The organism is Mesorhizobium sp. B2-7-1 (assembly GCF_006440735.1).
In the GTDB taxonomy this organism is placed as follows: Bacteria; Pseudomonadota; Alphaproteobacteria; order Rhizobiales; family Rhizobiaceae; genus Mesorhizobium.
In genome coordinates this window covers 1-15749 of sequence record NZ_VFUA01000028.1, presented here as the reverse complement: position 1 = coordinate 15749, position 15749 = coordinate 1, and the positions used below count along the sequence as shown (strand labels likewise).

The following is a 15749-nucleotide window of genomic DNA, read 5'->3' as shown; positions in this document are numbered from 1 at the left end:
ATGACGGACACCCCCGGGCAGGGGGTGCCAATCATTTCCTCGGTATGGTGGGGCCTGCCGGGAACCCCACAATGCGCACATCGCTTGCCCGGAACGAGGCTACGGCTGGCAGATTGTCACCGTGTCGCACACCAAGACAGCCAAATCTCTAACGGGAACTGGCGACGCGAATCATAGCAAATTTGCGTTATACAGAGAATCCCCATTGTTACTGTGAATCAGTATCAACAGGCCTGTGTCTAGGCTGTGACTAACCTGTGAAAAGAAAGCTCGAATACGCGGGCCAAGTCCAGCCGGAGCTGGATCGCGGCCACCGCTTCCCGCAAGCAGGGTCATTGCGGGGCTATACCCTTCTCTCCACCATCATCTTCTTGATCTCGGCGATCGCCTTTGCCGGGTTCAGCCCCTTCGGGCAGGTCTGCGCGCAGTTCATGATGGTGTGGCAGCGATAGAGCCGGAACGGGTCTTCGAGATTGTCGAGCCGCTCGCCCGTCGCCTCGTCGCGGCTGTCGATCAGCCAGCGATAGGCCTGCAGCAGCGTGGCCGGGCCGAGATAGCGGTCGCCGTTCCACCAGTAGCTCGGGCAGGACGTCGAGCAGCAGGCGCACAGGATGCATTCGTAGAGCCCGTCGAGCTTCGCGCGGTCCTCGTGGCTCTGCAGCCATTCCTTGGCCGGCGTCGGCGATACAGTCTGCAGCCACGGCTGGATCGAAGCATGCTGGGCATAAAAATTGGTGAGATCCGGCACCAGGTCCTTGATCACCTGCATATGCGGCAGCGGATAGACCTTTACAGCACCCGAGATGTCCTCGGCGCCCTTGGTGCAGGCCAGCGTGTTCGAGCCGTCGATGTTCATGGCGCAGGAGCCGCAGATGCCTTCGCGGCAGGAGCGGCGCAGCGTCAGCGTCGGGTCGATCTTGTTCTTGATCCACAACAGCGCGTCCAGGACCATCGGCCCGCAATCGTCCATGTCGACGAAATAGGTGTCCATGCGCGGGTTCTGGTCATCGTCCGGCGACCAGCGGTAGATGCGGTACTCGCGCAAATTGGTCGCGCCTTCCGGCTTCGGCCAGGTCTTGCCCTGCTGGACCTTCGAATTCTTGGGAAGCGTGAGTTCGACCATTACCTGCGGTCCTTTCGGATGACGAGCTTCAGCCCGGACCAGATTTCGTTCACGGCGGCAACCTTCACGTCGACCAGGTCGCGCTTCAGCGCCTCCGACCGGATGACGTCCTCGGTGACGTCGGTCGGCACTCTCGATGCCTTCTTCGGCCAGGAGACCCAGACCATGCCGTCGCGCTTGATCGCGGCCTCGATGTGGGCCAGGCCGTCCTCGATCTCGGCGCGCTGCCGGGTGAAGGCGTGCACGGCGTCGTATTTGCGGCTGCCCGAGATCGCCGACCACTCGGCGAGCCGGTCGACGCCGGCAAAGGACACCGCCTCGGTCAGCGCGTCGAGCTCCGGCGGCAGCGCGATGAAGGCGGCGACCATGCCGTCCTTCAGGCCAAGCTTGGCCGGGAGGGGCGTGCCGGAATATCCCATGGCCGCCGGCGCCATGATCAGTACACCCGCGCCTTCGGCGCGATCTTGGCCAGGCTGATGCCGCCGTCCTTTTCCGCCAGCAGCGGCTCGGTGTGCACCGGCCGGTAGGTCAGCGTCACCTTGCCGTCCTCGCTCAGATGGGCAAGCGTATGCTTGCGCCAATTGGCATCGTCGCGGGCCGAGAAATCTTCCCGCGCGTGCGCGCCCCGGCTCTCCTTGCGCGCCTCGGCGCCGTAGACCGTGGTGATGGCGTTGGCCATCAGGTTTTCCAGCTCCAGCGTCTCGACGAGGTCGGAATTCCAGATCATCGAGCGGTCGGTGACCTTGATGTCCTTGAGCTCGCCCCAGAGTTCCGAGATGCGCTTGCAGCCGTTCTCGAGCGATTCCTGCGTGCGGAACACCGCGGCGTCTTCCTGCATCGCCCGCTGCATCTTTTCACGCAGGCTTGCCGTCGGCGTCGAGCCGTTGGCATGACGCAGCCTGTCGAAGCGGTCCATGATCTTCTCGACCGAAGCTGCGTTTGGCGAAGGGATCGGCGAATTGCGGTCGATCACCTCGCCGGCCCTGATCGCCGCGGCACGGCCGAAGACGACCAGATCAATCAGCGAATTCGAGCCCAGCCGGTTGGCGCCATGCACCGAAGCGCAGCCGGCCTCGCCGACAGCCATGAGGCCGGGCGACACGCGGTCGGGGTTCTCTGGCGTCGGGTTGAGTACCTCGCCCCAGTAATTGGTCGGCACGCCGCCCATATTGTAGTGGACCGTCGGCAGCACCGGAATCGGCTCCTTGGTGAGGTCGACGCCGGCGAAGATCTTGGCCGATTCCGAAATACCCGGCAGCCGCTCGTGCAGCACCGCCGGATCGAGGTGGTCGAGATGCAGGAAGATATGGTCCTTCTTCTTGCCGACGCCGCGGCCCTCGCGAATCTCCAACGTCATGCAGCGCGAGACAACGTCGCGCGAGGCAAGGTCCTTGGCCGACGGCGCGTAGCGCTCCATGAAGCGCTCGCCCTCGGAGTTGACGAGATAGCCGCCCTCGCCGCGCGCGCCTTCGGTGATCAGGCAGCCGGCGCCATAGATGCCGGTCGGATGGAACTGCACGAACTCCATGTCCTGCAGCGGCAGCCCGGCCCTGGCCGCCATGCCGCCGCCGTCGCCGGTGCAGGTATGCGCCGAGGTGGCGGAGAAATAGGCGCGGCCATAGCCACCGGTCGCCAGCACCACCATCTTGGCCGAGAAGCGGTGGATGGTGCCGTCGTCGAGGTTCCAGGCGACGACGCCGGTGCAGGTGCCGTCCGGCTCCATGATCAGGTCGAGCGCGAAATACTCGATGAAGAACTGCGCGTTGTTCTTCAGCGACTGGCCGTAGAGCGTGTGCAGGATGGCGTGGCCGGTGCGGTCGGCGGCGGCACAGGTGCGCTGCACCGGCGGTCCGTCGCCATAATTCATCATGTGCCCGCCGAACGGCCGCTGGTAGATCTTGCCTTCCTCGGTGCGCGAGAACGGCACGCCGTAATGCTCGAGCTCGTAGACCGCGGCCGGCGCCTCGCGCACCATGTACTCCATGGCGTCGACGTCGCCCAGCCAGTCCGAACCCTTGACGGTGTCGTACATGTGCCATTGCCAGGAATCGGGGCCCATGTTCGACAGCGAGGCAGCGATGCCGCCCTGCGCCGCGACGGTGTGCGAGCGCGTCGGGAACACCTTGGTGATGCAGGCGGTGCGCAAGCCCTGCTCGGCCATGCCGAGCGTGGCGCGCAGGCCGGCGCCGCCGGCGCCGACGATCACCACATCGAATTTGTGATCGACAAAAGTGTAGGCGGAAGCCGTGCTGGCTGTGTTTGCGTTGGCCAAGACGTCAGCCTCCGAATGCGAGTTTGAGCAGGGCAAACAGCGAAGCGACGCCGACTGCGACTGCAAAGAAGGTGTTGAGGGCGATCAGCGCCAGCTTCATGCCTTCGCCATGCACATAGTCCTCGATGATGACCTGCATGCCGAGCCGCATGTGATAGAGCCCGGAGATCAGCACCAGCGCCAGCACGAGCGCCACGAAGGGATTGGCGAGCGCCGCCCGCACTTCCATGTAGCCGTGGCCGTTGACCGCGATCAGGAAGCCGACGAAGAACAAAAGCAGCGGGATGTTGGCGATCGCCGTCAGCCGCTGGCGCCAGAAATGCTGCGTGCCTTCGCGCGCCGAGCCCAGGCCGCGCACCTTGCCGAGCGGCGTGCGCATATCGGTGTTGTTCGCGCTCATCAGAAAGCTCCCCGCGCCATGTAGCCGGCGATCCAGATCAACAGCGTCAGCACGATCGAACCGGCGAGCGTCGCCCAGGCGATCTTCGAGGCGGTGTGCTTCTCGAGCCCGGCGCCGGTGTCCCAGACGAGGTGGCGCAGCCCGCCCAGCATGTGATGCATCAGCGCCCAGGTGTAGCCGAAGAGGACCAGCCGGCCGAGCCAGGAGCCGAAGGCCCAGTCGACCCAGTCGAAGGCGGCCTGCGAGCTCGACGCGGCGATCAGCCAAGCCGCCACCAGCAGCGTTCCGAAATAGAGCGCGCCGCCGGTGATGCGATGGATGATCGACATCGTCATCGTGATCGGCGGCCGGTAGACCGTCAGATGCGGCGAGAGCGGCCGTTCACGTCCGGCAACTGCGCGGGTGGCTGGTGATTTGCTCATGGCTCCCCCAGATCGGCATCCTGGAGCCGCGATGGGAATGCGGCGTTTGCCGCCCTCATATATGGCTCCGGACAGCCGGTTTCTAATGCTCTTTTTGCACCGCGTCAAAGCCGGAAAATCGTTTTGGAAACATCATTTAGTCTGACAAATTGGCGGTCGCGCGCTTCAATCGATTAGCGACTGTTTTGAAGCCGGCGCAGCGTTTGCTGCAGTGCGGTATATACATCTACCCGGCAAGCGCCGGGTGTGTTGAGATTCAGGTCAGGCCGAGTCGAAAATGGCGGCTTCCGAGAACCGGAGCGGAGCGTACTTGAAGTACGTGAGCACCGGAAGCGCAGGAAGCCGGCATTGCAGGCCGGCCTCACCTGAATGGCAGCACACCCGCTATCTTTTACAAGTCTGCGGGGTCGACCCCCTCTTCATCACCAGCGCCTCGCGTCCGTCGATCACGATTGCGTCATGCGTCGCCGCTTCCTGGTAGCGGCTGCTCTGGTTGGCGGGCGAGGCGGCGAACTCCTCGGTCGAGCCATCGGGCCGCATGACGCGCAAGGCGCTGCCCAGATTCTGGATGGTGATCATGCCGCCATTGCCGCATCTGTAGGTGGCGGTGCCGATGCCGGACCGCGGCGTGGTAAGGTCGGTGACGATCTTGGTCGGCGGCGCGGGCGTCTTGGCCGCCGTCGGGACCGGTGCCGGCGCGGGCACCGGGGGCGTCGCTGGCATCGCCGCTGCCCCCGGCGCGGCGGGCTGCTGGATCGGCGCGGGCGAGGCGGGCGGAGCGGCATTCGCCACCTTCGGCGCGCCGTCCTGCGGCACACAGGCCGCGGCCGCGAGAAGCAGCGGGATGGTGATCGACACCCGAACCATGTGGCCAAAGCTCATGCGCTGCCCTTTCGTGCGCGGCACCCTACAGCAATTCCGGGAAAACAGTGAACGGTTGGGTTCGGCGCTTTCGCCGTGGCCTTCCGTCCGGAATTGCATCGAAACAAAGAGATAGCCGGTTGCCGTTTCCGTGAAACGGTGGACCGCTGTAGCCACGCGGCGCCGCAAGATCAAGATGACCCGGAGTGAGCCCGGCTCCATAACGCCCCCGTCGCTTGGGAAGCCGGGCCTTCCAAAATTAACCATGTTTCTTAAGAAACGGCGCCGATGGCCTCCCGCCTCTTAACAAAGGTTAAGAAAGAGTTAATTTCCGATTCGAACCGGATTCCAGGCGCGATCTGTCGTGCCTATCAAGGGAGAGCGACATGCGTTCGAATTCAGTGCGGGCAAGCGTTGCCGCCGCGGCGCTGGCGGGGCTGGTGGCGGCAATCGCGGCGCCGGCCGAAGCCGGCTTGCGCCATCATGACCGCGTCTATGCCGATTCCTTCGGCAATCTCGTCGTCGACAGCGCCGCCGGCTACAAGCGCATCATCGTCGGCGAGGGCAAGCTTGCGAAGAAGCTTTCCGAATTCACCAGCGCCGGCCAGCCGGATGTCGTCTATGACGATGCGGACGAAGCCGGCGCGCCGGGCTGCTACCAGCCGCCGGTGCTGGTCAAGGGCCGCTCCTATATGTACGGGCTTTCCGACGGCGAGATGCCCAATCTCAGCCCTTGCCGTTGAAGACAGTCGGCGCCTGGCGCCGCCGCAGCGCGCCTGACACGCGCACGCAGTCGCGGCCGGCATTCTTGGCATCGTAGAGCGCGGCGTCGGCGCGCCGCAAAAGATCGGCAAAACCCTCATCGGCTGCCAATTCCGCCACGCCGAAGCTTGCGCTGCAGCGATGGTCTGCGGGCAGGCCATCGATCGGCAGGGCGCCGAATGCGTTGCGCGCGCCTTCGGCAAACAGCCGCGCCGCGGCAAGATTGGTGCCCGGCAGGATGATGGCGAATTCCTCGCCGCCGATGCGGCCGGCGACATGATGTTCGGCGGCAGCCTCGCGCAGGAAACCGGCGAACGTCTCGATCACGCGGTCGCCGCAGGCATGGCCGTAGCTGTCGTTGATGCTTTTGAAATAGTCGAGATCGGCGATCACCAGCGCCACCGGCACGCCGCGCCGCACGGCATCCCGCATGGCAAGGTCGGCATGGCGTTCGAAGCCGCCGCGATTGAACAGCCGCGACAAAGCGTCGGTTTCCGATTTCGAGGTCGCCTCGTTGAGCACGTCGCGCACCAGCACGGCCAAGGCAAGCAGCGCCAGCGCCAGCCCGAACACGGTGCCGAGCGATTGCGACACCAGCGCGTAGCTGGTCCCGACATAGGCTTGCGGATTGGCGCCCCAGCCGCCCAGCGCGCCCGCGATGAGCGGCTTGGAGGCGAATTGCACCGCGCTGGCGCCGAGCACCAGCGCAAGCAGATGGTCGAGCCGCGCGAGCCTTTGCCGGGAGGACAGCACGATGCCGAGCGCGGTGAATTGCATGACGGCGTAAGGAAGCTGGTAGGCCATCATGCGTGTCAGCGAATGGCGCGGCAGGTCCTGCACCAGATAGACGGCGACGGAGGCGACGACGAGGAAGCACAGCATCGGCGCCCAGGGCGGGCTCAAGCCATATTTGTGGGCGAGCCCGCCATTGAAGGCGATGGTTGCGCCGAGGAAGACGGCAAAGGCGGCAACGACCGGCAGCCGGGCGTCGGCGAAAGCGGGGATGCTGAATTCGATGGCGAAATAGGCCATGCCGAGCAGGTAGCTGAACGCAAGCCAGCGCGCCGACATGCGCCCGCTGTCATAGACGGCAACCGCCATGAATGCCGCCGCCAAGAGCCCGGCGACGACGAGGTTGATCATCAAGATGAAGTCGGCGCTGCCCATGTCTTCCTTCGTCGGATGGTCCGGACACGAAAGCATCGACGGGCGAAGAACACGTTAATGCCAGCTATGCTGCGGAGCCGCAGGCCTTGCGGCTAGCCGCAAGGCCTGTCCGGTCGTCAGAGCATTTGGAACGCCGCTTAGAGGTCAATGGCAATCGCCTGGTTCCGCGATTGGCCGAGCCATCCCTTCGATCGTCATCCACGGGCGAAGCAAGGAGCGAAGCGACGCGCGCAGACCCGAGGATGACGAAGTCGCGGGAGCCCACTTGCCTCACCCGACGGCGAGCGGCTCGGCGACGAAAGTGGTCTCAGGCCTCTCATAGGAAAGCCGCACGCTGTCGCGGCCGTTCTTCTTGGCCTTGTAGAGCGCCTCGTCGGCGCGCCGCATCAACGGCATCAGCCCTTCCCTGCCGCTTCGCGCGGCGACACCGAAGCTGGCGGTGACCCTGGTGCCGGGCGGCAGGCCATCGATCGAGCCGGCAGAATAGAAGGTGCGGATGGCTTCGGCAAAAAGCCTTGCCGCCCCCAGGTCGCTGAGCGGTAAAAGCACGGCGAACTCTTCGCCGCCGATGCGGCCGGCAGCCCCGCGCGCGCCGGTGGCGGAACGCAGCTTGGCGGCGAAGTCGGCGATCACCCGGTCGCCGGCCTCATGGCCGTGCCGGTCGTTGAGCGCCTTGAAGTGGTCGAGATCGGCCAGCACCAGGGCGACGGGAAAACCGGCCTTGCCGCACTGGTCGAGCAGCAGGGTCGCCCGCTCCTCGAAGCCGCGGCGGTTGAGGATGCCCGAGAGCGGATCGGTGTGGGTTTCCGCCTTCAGCGCCCTCATCACATCGAGCGCCGCCGCCGTGAACAGGCAAAGCGCGATCAGCAGCGACAACAGCGCGTGCGACAGCAGCGCCGTCGTCCAGTAGGACGAGCCGTAGAATCCGTCATAACCGGGGAATGGCCCGTGCGCGATGACGACGATCAGCGTGCGGGCGACGAAGTTCAGCCCCGACAGCAGCGACAGCGCGAACAGGATCCTTTCGGTCGGACCGTTGTTGCGCACTGTTCGGAGCTCGGCGGCGACCAGCAGGCTGAGCGCGCCGAAGCCGAAATTCATGACCAGCACCCGCCAGGTGAGATCCGGCTGGACGAACATGAACCAGATGAAGGCGGCAAGCCCACCGCCGGTCACGATGCCGATGCCGACATAAGGCACGCGTCTTCCGTAGCGCGCGATGATCGCGCTGGAGAGGCAGCAGGCCGCGATCGTGAAGCAGATGTTGGAAACGAGCTTGGTCAGCGCCACGCCGACCGGAAGCGTGAAATATTGCAGCAGGAAACCCGGCGCCGACAGGCAGTAGCTCGCGCCTAGCGCCGCCAGATACGGACGATGGCGCTGATAGGACCACAGCACGAGGAACGCGGCGCCAAGCGCCAGCGCTATCGTCGGATTGAGCAGCGCTATGAGCAGACCGGTGTCCAAAGGACTGCGACTTTCCCCAACTTACCCAACGGGAGATACTAGGACCTAAGCCCAAACAAGCGGTTAAGCCCTCCGACAAATACGCCGCAAAGCATTCGGAACCGGCCTGCCGGAGCGGCGTTGTCCGGCCAGACGGGAGACGCCAGGCAGGAGACGATCGAGATGGCCGACACGATCACTTTGACGAACCACGATGAGATCCGCTCCTGGGCGGCGGCGCGCGCCGGCTTCCCGGCCATCGTCGACGTCTCACCCGAGGCCGGCACGCAGGCCATGCTGCGGCTGGTTTTTGGGCAGAACGCCTATGAGGACACTGACCGGCCGGAGCGTCCGCTCAACGCCGGTGGCTACGAGCTTGTCGAATGGGACGAATGGTTCAGGATCTTCGACGAGCGGCAACTGGCATTGGTCGTCGCCGCCGACGAGCCCGGCCGGCGCGAAGAGTTTCACGAGATCGTCCGCAGGTAAGTTCCCTGGCGCGGAAATTTCGACCGGTCGGATATGCTGCGTTGGTATGCCTTAGCGATTGGCCGGAACGCCCATCGCGATCGTCATCCACGGGCGAAGCAAGGAGCGAAGCGACGCGGCGCAGACCCGAGGATCCATGCCGTGACCCCAAGGCGTTGCAGCAGTGCAGAATTCTGCTCTGCTGCATCCTTCGAGTCTCCGCGACGGAGCTTACGCTCCTGCTTCGCCCTGGAATGACGATGTCGGGGAAGCTTCAGCCAATCCCCACCGCTTGCGCTGATTCCGACACTTCCTGCGCTCCAAGCCGGGCGCCTACTTCCAGTCGCGGATGTCGACGAAGTGGCCGGCGATCGCGGCCGCCGCCGCCATGGCCGGCGACACCAGATGGGTGCGGCCCTTGAAGCCTTGCCGGCCCTCGAAATTACGGTTCGAGGTCGAGGCGCAGCGCTCGTGCGGCTTCAGCCGGTCGTCGTTCATGGCCAGGCACATCGAGCAGCCCGGCTCGCGCCAGTCGAAGCCGGCGGCGACGAAGATCTTGTCGAGCCCTTCGGCCTCGGCCTGTTCCTTGACCAGGCCGGAACCCGGCACGATCATGGCGTTGACGCGCGGATTGACCTTCTTGCCCTCGACCACCTTGGCGGCGGCGCGCAGGTCCTCGATGCGGCCATTGGTGCAGGAGCCGATGAAGACGCGGTCAAGCTCAATGTCGGTGATCCTGGTTCCAGGCGTCAGGCCCATATAGTCGAGCGCGCGGATCTTGGACGTGCGCTTGTTCTCGTCCGCGATCTCTTCGGGATTGGGCACGATGCCCTGCACCGAGACGACGTCCTCCGGCGAGGAGCCCCAGGAGACGATCGGCGGCAGTTTCGCCGCGTCGAGCACGATCACCTTGTCGAAATGCGCGCCCTCGTCGGTCTGCAGCGTCTTCCAGTACTCGAGCGCGGCATCCCAGGCAGCGCCCTTCGGCGCGCGCGGCTTGTCCTTGACATAGGCGAAGGTCGTCGCGTCCGGCGCGATCAGGCCTGCGCGGGCACCGCCCTCGATCGACATGTTGCAGATCGTCATGCGGCCTTCCATCGACAGCGAGCGGATCGCTTCGCCGGCATATTCGATGACATAGCCGGTGCCACCGGCGGTGCCGATCTCGCCGATGATGGCAAGGATGATGTCCTTGGCGGTGACGCCTTCCGGCAGCTGGCCGTCGACGCGCACCAGCATATTCTTGGCCTTGCGCTGGATCAGCGTCTGCGTCGCGAGCACATGCTCGACCTCCGACGTGCCGATGCCATGCGCCAGCGCGCCGAAAGCGCCGTGCGTGGAGGTGTGGCTGTCGCCGCAGACGATGGTCATGCCCGGCAGGGTGAAACCCTGTTCCGGCCCGATGATGTGCACGATGCCCTGGCGGATGTCGTTCTCGGAATAATATTCGATGCCGAAATCCTTGGCGTTCCTGGCCAGCGCCTCGACCTGGATGCGGCTTTCCTCGTTCTTGATGCCGAACTTGCGCTCGGGCGAGGTCGACACGTTGTGGTCGACCACGGCCAGCGTCTTTTCCGGATGGCGGACCTTGCGGTTCGACATGCGCAGGCCCTCGAAAGCCTGCGGGCTGGTGACCTCATGCACGAGGTGGCGGTCGATATAGAGCAGGCAGGTGCCGTCGTCCTGGCGGTCGACCGTGTGGTCGTCAAAGATCTTGTCGTAGAGGGTGCGCGGTGCGCTCATGTGCGTAAATCCGTCGATATGAGAAATGGGAAAAGCAGGCGGCTTTCGGCCGGCAAGCGACTTCGATCAGTCGGCCTGGCTAAGTCGGCTGGTGAGCGCGCCACAAACCCGCGCGGAGAACCGTGACGGCAGGCGCTTTCTGTCCTGCAGCACGAAGCCCTTGTAGGCCGGATCGCTGAAAAGCTTTTCCATGGCGGGGTAGATAGCAATGTTTTGGCTTTTCGGCAATTGCGGCGACTTCCCCTTCTCCCGTTGTGAGGCCTTTGCACAGAATCGGATTGATGATTCCATGCGGATATCCGAAAGGGGATTCGCGATGGTTGATCGATTGCTTGGGCAGTTGAGTCTTGCGGACGGTCTTGCGGCGTCGGATGAGACGATCTTCGATCTGGTATCGAAGGAACTGGATTGGGAGGCGGTCCGAACCTTGCTTGGTCAGCGCAGCGGCCCCGGTTCGGGTAATACCAGCTATCCGGCGGAAGCGCTGCTGCGCTGTCTCTTGCTGGGCATGTGGCATGGGCTGAGCGATCCGGCGCTCGAGGCGCAAATTCGGGACCGGCTGTCGTTCCGCCGCTTTGCCGGCTTCAGCCTTTCGGATCGCACGCCCGATCATTCGACGCTGTGGCGTTTCCGCGAGGAGCTGACGCGGGATCGACTGATCGACAAGGTCTTTGAGGAGATCAACCGTCAGTTGGAAGAGAAGGGCCTAATCGTCAAGCGCGGTACCTTGGTCGACGCTACATTCCTGCAGGCTCGAGGCCGGCCACCCAAGCAGCCGAAGAAGGGCCACCAAGGTCCGATCAAGCCATCGTCCGACAAGGATGCGCGCTGGGGCAAGAAGGGCAAGAAGAGCACCTTCGGCTACAAGATGCACATTGGCGTCGACCAGGCGCACACCATCATCCGGCGCGTCGAGGCGAGCGATGCCTCGGTTACCGACACCGAGCCGGCCGACAAGTTAATCTGCGGCGATGAGAAGGCTGCCTATGGCGATCAGGCCTACTACACCCATGCCAGGCATGACCGCCTCGCCGAAGCCAATATCAAGGACCGGCTGATGCGACGAGCCAACAGGCATCATCCGCAACTGCCGGCCCGCCAGAAGCTCCGCAACCGGCTGATCGCCAAAGTGCGGGCTGCGGTCGAGCGGCCTTTCGCGGTATTCAAGGAGCGCTACGGCATGCGGCGCATGCGCTTCTTCAACTTGGCCACCAACCGTACGCAGTGCATCCTGGCTGCCTGTGCCTATAACCTAAGGACCATGATTGGCGTCATTCATCGGCCTGCTGAGAGACGGGCATAAGGAGGAGTCCGCCTCTGATCGAGCCGGTGAGCGCTAAACCGTCAAAAAACAGACAAAAAGCCACCGAAAAAAGCTCCGACGGCCCTTTAAAGCCTTCGCCAACCCAACGCTAACCGCTGCGCTCCCTGTGCAAAGCCCTCCTTGTGGGAGAAGGTGTCGCCGAAGGCGACGGATGAGGGGTGCTCCAGGGAAAGCCAGCGTCTCACTCCGCTGGAACACCCCTCAACCGTCTCGGCGCTGCGCGCCGATCCACCTTCTCCCACAAGGGGAGAAGGAAGAAGGGCGCTAAAATCAAGCCGCCTGGCAGGCCTCAAAGCTCTTGCGCAAGCGCTCGGCGTCGAGATCGCGGCCGATGAACACCAGTCGGCTCTCGTGCTTTTCGCCATCCTTCCAGGCGCGCTGGTGGTCGCCCTCGAGGATCATGTGCACGCCTTGCAGCACATAGCGGTCCTCGTCGCCTTTGAGCGCGATGATGCCCTTCAGCCGCAGGATGTTCGGCCCTTCCATCTGGGTCACTTTCTCGATCCAGGGGAAGAACTTCTTCGGGTCCATCTCGCCGCCGCGCAGCGACACCGACTTCACCGTCACGTCATGGATGTCGGAAGCATGGTGGTGATGATGATGATCGTGGCCGTCGTGATCGTGATGATGGTGGTCGTGATCGTGATCGTGATCATGCGCCTCGAGGAAGTGCGGATCGTTCTCCAGCGCGCGCGACAGGTCGAAGGCGCCGCGGTCGAGCACTTCGTTGAGCGCCACGCCGGACCGCTGCGTGCGGTGGATCTTTGCCGCAGGGTTGATGGCGCGGATCGTCGCCTCGACTTTTTCCAGCTCTTCCGGCGTCACGAGGTCGGTCTTGTTCAGCACCACCACGTCGGCGAAGGCGATCTGGTCTTCGGCTTCCTTGGAATCCTTGAGGCGCAGCGGCAGATGCTTTGCATCGACCAGCGCCACGACGGCGTCGAGCTTGGTCTTGCTGCGCACGTCGTCATCCATGAAGAAGGTCTGCGCCACCGGCACTGGGTCGGCGAGGCCGGTGGTCTCGACGACGATGGCGTCGAAGCGGTCGGGGCGTTTCATCAGGCCCTCGACGACGCGGATCAGGTCGCCGCGCACCGTGCAGCACACGCACCCATTGTTCATTTCGTAGATTTCCTCGTCGGATTCGACGATCAGGTCGTTGTCGATGCCGATCTCGCCGAACTCGTTGACGATGACGGCGTAGCGCTTGCCGTGGTTTTCCGACAGGATGCGGTTGAGTAGCGTCGTCTTGCCCGCGCCGAGATAGCCGGTGAGAACGGTTACGGGGATTTGCGTCTGTGCATCGCTCATGGCTTGCCTCGAAAATCTGGATTTGTCGCCTCATATAGGATGGGTGCCGCGCTTTTGCACGCGCCAAACCAATGGAACCAGGCGGCACCTCCGGCCGGGACGGCGCCGAGGACGGATCGGCGGCGACCGAGGCGGGTCAAACGGAGGTTCCGGAAAGGTGTCGACCGGCCCATGCCGGCTTCCGCTGTGAATCTCGCCAGCGCAAAAGTCGTTTGTCATCTAACTGAAATAAACATCTGGCATCACCTGCGCGGGCACCGCAATGCTTGCCGGCAAAGCGTTCTGCAAGCCGGTCTCTTGAAATCGTCATTTGCCAGCCGTCGGACAGCCTCTATGCTTGCCTGCGCCGGTTCGGCCGAAGAGGGAACGACCATGGCCAAGGCGGACAAGACAGCGACAATGAGCCGGCTGCATTCGGCGGCGAGATTGGCGCGCACGGCGCTCGCCGCGCGGCTTCTGGCGCACGGCTTCTACGCCGGCCAGGACCAGATCATGCTGGCGCTCGACCGCGAGGACGGCCAGACCCCCGGCAACCTCGCCGGCCGGCTCGGCGTGCGCCCGCCGACCATCACCAAGACCATCAACCGGCTGCAGGCGCAGGGCTTCCTCGAAAAACGCGCCTCCAACGCCGATGCCCGCCAGGCCCACATCTTCCTCACCGAGTCCGGCCGCGAAACCATCCGCGCCATCGAGAAGTCGGTCAAGAAGACCGAGAAGCAGGCGCTGAGGGGCCTCGACAAGAAGGACCAGAAGGCGCTGTTCAAGCTGCTCGCCCGCATCGAGGCCAATTTGTCGAACGAAGACCTGGTCCTGATGGACGACGACGCGGAGTTGGATGAAGCGTAAGCGCGATGCGCAGCATCGTCGCTCAACCGCGAGGCGTTGGTGACATGCGCGCGACGCGCAGCGTCGTCGCTCCACGCACCCACGTTGGCGTTGTGCTGTAAGCGCGACGCGCAGCGTCGTCGCCCTTCCCGCTAGGCCGCCACCCGGGATCCCTTCACCAGCGCCGCCCAGCGTCCCGGCGTCAATCCGAACGTCTTCTTGAAATGCCGGTTGAAATGGCTCTGGTCGCTGAAGCCGGCGGCGGCGGCGATTTCCGCCAGCGGTTCGCCCTCGGCAATCATGCGGCGCGCGCGCTGCAGCCTCCGCATCAGCAGGAAGCGATGCGGGCTGGTCGAATAGGTGGCGCGGAAATGGCGCGATAGCGCATAGCGGTCGAGGCCGGTAACGGCTTCCAGCTCATCCGAGCGCACCGGCCGCTCGGCATTTTCCTCAAGATAGTCGCGGGCAAGTGCGGCGGCGCGCCATGCGGTCTTGCCCGCCGACTTTGCCGGCTTTCCGGCGTGGCGCCGAAGATGCCGCGCCAGCTGCGCAACGAAATCAGCCACGAACAGGTCGCCGAGTTCTTCGTCCAGCGGCGCCAGCGCCGACAATAGCGTGTCGCGAAAGCGGGGATCGTCGACCACGGCGTCACGGACGAAAGGCAGCGGCTCGCCGTCGAGGCAGTCGAGCAGCAGGGACGGCTCCAGGTAGAGGATCCGGTAGCGCAGCCCGTCTTCCGTTCCGGCGCCGCCATCATGCAATTCGTCCGGGTGCAGCACGATCGCCTGGCCGGGCAGGCTGTGTTGCAGCGCGCCGCGATAATGGAAGCGCTGCACCCCCTGCAACGTCACGCCGATCGCGTAGGTGTCGTGCCGGTGCAGCTCGAAGGCGTTGCCGTGGAAGCGCGCCTCGATGCGTTCGAGGCCCGAGCCGCCCGGCGCCGAAACGATGCGGTCGCCGTTGACCGCATCCGCGCACGAACGTTCAAGACCTTCCTTCGCTTCTGCGCCTAGAGCCTGCGCCATCGCCCTTTCCCGCCCGTCATGGGCCCTCTCGGAGTCTCCATCTTGGTGTTCGATACGAAAATTGCAATTGTCCTGAGAGAGGATCTGCCGGTGTGGCAGAAACTCAACGTCACCGCGTTCCTGACCAGCGGCATCGTTGCGCAGTTCCCCGAAATCATCGGCGAGCCCTATCGCGACCGTGCCGGCAACCTCTACAACCCGATGTCGATCCAGCCGGTCATCGTCCTGTCGGCCGATGCGGCGACGCTGGGCACGATCCATCGACGTGCCTTGGAGCGCGGCGTGACGATGTCCGCTTATATCGAGGAGATGTTTTCGACCGGCCACGACCTCGCCAACCGCGCCGTCTTCGCCGAATTCGCGCCGGACGACGCCAAGGTCGTCGGCATTGCCTTGCGCGGCGACAAAAAGCTCGTCGACAAGATCACCAAGGGCGCCCGCATGCATGGCTGAAATGGGTGTCATGCTCCTTCGCCCGAAGGGCCATTGCGAACGTTTGGGGTTGGCCTGAACGCCCATCACGTCGTCATGTATGGACGGCCCCTCTTGGGCAAGAGGCAAAATAGCGGCGGCGGCGCAAGTCTGGAGCGGTCATGTATT

Annotated in this window: 17 protein-coding genes; 5 read left to right on the top strand and 12 right to left on the bottom strand. The window is 64.2% G+C overall.

Annotated elements, in window-relative coordinates:
* Positions 1 to 343: 343 nt before the first annotated feature.
* The 6 genes from FJ471_RS13310 to FJ471_RS13280 all read right to left on the bottom strand — a co-directional run bounded on the left by FJ471_RS13310 (position 344) and on the right by FJ471_RS13280 (position 5099).
* Entirely contained in the window at positions 344 to 1123 is a 780-nt protein-coding gene (locus FJ471_RS13310; protein ID WP_140803680.1) for a succinate dehydrogenase iron-sulfur subunit, read from the bottom strand.
* The gene (locus FJ471_RS13305; protein WP_140803678.1) at positions 1123 to 1557 is read right to left on the bottom strand and encodes a DUF3052 family protein; all 435 of its coding nucleotides are present in this window, start codon (positions 1555 to 1557) and stop codon (positions 1123 to 1125) included. Before FJ471_RS13305 ends, FJ471_RS13310 begins: the two co-directional genes overlap by 1 nt.
* A gap of 2 nt (positions 1558 to 1559) precedes the next feature.
* Entirely contained in the window at positions 1560 to 3395 is a 1836-nt protein-coding gene (gene sdhA / locus FJ471_RS13300; protein ID WP_140803676.1) for a succinate dehydrogenase flavoprotein subunit, read from the bottom strand.
* Between the two features lie 4 nt (positions 3396 to 3399).
* Positions 3400 to 3795 carry a succinate dehydrogenase, hydrophobic membrane anchor protein gene (gene sdhD / locus FJ471_RS13295; protein ID WP_140803674.1) on the bottom strand — a complete coding sequence of 132 codons (396 nt, stop codon included), beginning with the start codon at positions 3793 to 3795 and terminating at the stop codon, positions 3400 to 3402.
* Positions 3795 to 4217, bottom strand: a complete 423-nt coding sequence (sdhC, locus tag FJ471_RS13290; RefSeq protein ID WP_140803672.1) for a succinate dehydrogenase, cytochrome b556 subunit — start codon at positions 4215 to 4217, stop codon at positions 3795 to 3797. The genes sdhD and sdhC overlap by 1 nt, the downstream gene beginning before the upstream one ends.
* 384 nt (positions 4218 to 4601) lie before the next feature.
* Entirely contained in the window at positions 4602 to 5099 is a 498-nt protein-coding gene (locus tag FJ471_RS13280; RefSeq protein ID WP_140803668.1) for a hypothetical protein, read from the bottom strand.
* A gap of 365 nt (positions 5100 to 5464) precedes the next feature.
* On the opposite strand from FJ471_RS13280, the gene FJ471_RS13275 reads away from it, so the two are divergent.
* Positions 5465 to 5821 (top strand): hypothetical protein, encoded by a 357-nt coding sequence (locus tag FJ471_RS13275; RefSeq protein WP_140803666.1) that lies wholly within the window; start codon positions 5465 to 5467, stop codon positions 5819 to 5821.
* On the opposite strand, the gene FJ471_RS13270 is transcribed toward FJ471_RS13275, so the two are convergent.
* Entirely contained in the window at positions 5805 to 7007 is a 1203-nt protein-coding gene (locus FJ471_RS13270; protein ID WP_140803664.1) for a GGDEF domain-containing protein, read from the bottom strand. The two genes, FJ471_RS13275 and FJ471_RS13270, sit on opposite strands and share 17 nt — an antisense overlap.
* 270 nt (positions 7008 to 7277) lie before the next feature.
* Complete coding sequence (locus tag FJ471_RS13265; protein WP_140803662.1) at positions 7278 to 8474, bottom strand: GGDEF domain-containing protein; 1197 nt, start codon at positions 8472 to 8474, stop codon at positions 7278 to 7280.
* Positions 8475 to 8636: 162 nt separating this feature from the next.
* Between FJ471_RS13265 and FJ471_RS13260 the strand changes: the two genes are divergently transcribed.
* Entirely contained in the window at positions 8637 to 8942 is a 306-nt protein-coding gene (locus FJ471_RS13260; protein ID WP_140803780.1) for a hypothetical protein, read from the top strand.
* 312 nt (positions 8943 to 9254) lie between these two features.
* Here the strand turns inward: FJ471_RS13260 and leuC are convergent, their stop codons facing one another.
* Together leuC and FJ471_RS34770 are read right to left on the bottom strand one after the other, a co-directional pair.
* Positions 9255 to 10664: a 3-isopropylmalate dehydratase large subunit gene (gene leuC, locus FJ471_RS13255; protein ID WP_140803660.1), complete on the bottom strand. Its 1410-nt coding sequence runs from the start codon at positions 10662 to 10664 to the stop codon at positions 9255 to 9257.
* A gap of 66 nt (positions 10665 to 10730) precedes the next feature.
* The gene (locus FJ471_RS34770; RefSeq protein WP_181179382.1) at positions 10731 to 10955 is read right to left on the bottom strand and encodes a hypothetical protein; all 225 of its coding nucleotides are present in this window, start codon (positions 10953 to 10955) and stop codon (positions 10731 to 10733) included.
* Between FJ471_RS34770 and FJ471_RS13245 the strand changes: the two genes are divergently transcribed.
* On the top strand, positions 10954 to 11967 hold the full coding sequence (locus FJ471_RS13245) for an IS5 family transposase (protein WP_181179368.1): 1014 nt from the start codon (positions 10954 to 10956) through the stop codon (positions 11965 to 11967). The genes FJ471_RS34770 and FJ471_RS13245 overlap by 2 nt on opposite strands.
* Positions 11968 to 12258: 291 nt before the next feature.
* Here FJ471_RS13245 and FJ471_RS13240 read toward each other — a convergent pair whose 3' ends face one another.
* A complete protein-coding gene (locus tag FJ471_RS13240) occupies positions 12259 to 13299 on the bottom strand; it encodes a GTP-binding protein (protein ID WP_140803656.1) in 1041 nt (346 codons plus the stop codon).
* A gap of 372 nt (positions 13300 to 13671) precedes the next feature.
* On the opposite strand from FJ471_RS13240, the gene FJ471_RS13235 reads away from it, so the two are divergent.
* Positions 13672 to 14145: a MarR family transcriptional regulator gene (locus FJ471_RS13235; RefSeq protein WP_140803654.1), complete on the top strand. Its 474-nt coding sequence runs from the start codon at positions 13672 to 13674 to the stop codon at positions 14143 to 14145.
* Between the two features lie 131 nt (positions 14146 to 14276).
* On the opposite strand, the gene FJ471_RS13230 is transcribed toward FJ471_RS13235, so the two are convergent.
* A complete protein-coding gene (locus FJ471_RS13230) occupies positions 14277 to 15149 on the bottom strand; it encodes an AraC family transcriptional regulator (RefSeq protein WP_140803652.1) in 873 nt (290 codons plus the stop codon).
* Between the two features lie 45 nt (positions 15150 to 15194).
* Here FJ471_RS13230 and FJ471_RS13225 point away from each other — a divergent pair, with 45 nt between their 5' ends.
* Entirely contained in the window at positions 15195 to 15602 is a 408-nt protein-coding gene (locus tag FJ471_RS13225; protein ID WP_140803650.1) for a DUF2000 family protein, read from the top strand.
* Positions 15603 to 15749: the final 147 nt, after the last annotated feature.

Excerpts from the sequence above, each read along its gene's own strand:
- FJ471_RS13305 (WP_140803678.1), bottom strand. The coding sequence starts at position 1,557 with ATGGCGCCGGCGGCCATGGGATATTCCGGCACGCCCCTCCCGGCCAAG.
- FJ471_RS13240 (WP_140803656.1), bottom strand. The coding sequence starts at position 13,299 with ATGAGCGATGCACAGACGCAAATCCCCGTAACCGTTCTCACCGGCTAT.
- leuC (WP_140803660.1), bottom strand. The coding sequence starts at position 10,664 with ATGAGCGCACCGCGCACCCTCTACGACAAGATCTTTGACGACCACACG.
- FJ471_RS13230 (WP_140803652.1), bottom strand. The coding sequence starts at position 15,149 with ATGGCGCAGGCTCTAGGCGCAGAAGCGAAGGAAGGTCTTGAACGTTCG.
- FJ471_RS13275 (WP_140803666.1), top strand. The coding sequence starts at position 5,465 with ATGCGTTCGAATTCAGTGCGGGCAAGCGTTGCCGCCGCGGCGCTGGCG.
- FJ471_RS13245 (WP_181179368.1), top strand. The coding sequence starts at position 10,954 with ATGCGGATATCCGAAAGGGGATTCGCGATGGTTGATCGATTGCTTGGG.
- sdhC (WP_140803672.1), bottom strand. The coding sequence starts at position 4,217 with ATGAGCAAATCACCAGCCACCCGCGCAGTTGCCGGACGTGAACGGCCG.
- FJ471_RS13260 (WP_140803780.1), top strand. The coding sequence starts at position 8,637 with ATGGCCGACACGATCACTTTGACGAACCACGATGAGATCCGCTCCTGG.
- FJ471_RS34770 (WP_181179382.1), bottom strand. The coding sequence starts at position 10,955 with ATGGAATCATCAATCCGATTCTGTGCAAAGGCCTCACAACGGGAGAAG.
- sdhD (WP_140803674.1), bottom strand. The coding sequence starts at position 3,795 with ATGAGCGCGAACAACACCGATATGCGCACGCCGCTCGGCAAGGTGCGC.
- FJ471_RS13280 (WP_140803668.1), bottom strand. The coding sequence starts at position 5,099 with ATGAGCTTTGGCCACATGGTTCGGGTGTCGATCACCATCCCGCTGCTT.
- FJ471_RS13270 (WP_140803664.1), bottom strand. The coding sequence starts at position 7,007 with ATGGGCAGCGCCGACTTCATCTTGATGATCAACCTCGTCGTCGCCGGG.
- FJ471_RS13235 (WP_140803654.1), top strand. The coding sequence starts at position 13,672 with ATGGCCAAGGCGGACAAGACAGCGACAATGAGCCGGCTGCATTCGGCG.
- FJ471_RS13310 (WP_140803680.1), bottom strand. The coding sequence starts at position 1,123 with ATGGTCGAACTCACGCTTCCCAAGAATTCGAAGGTCCAGCAGGGCAAG.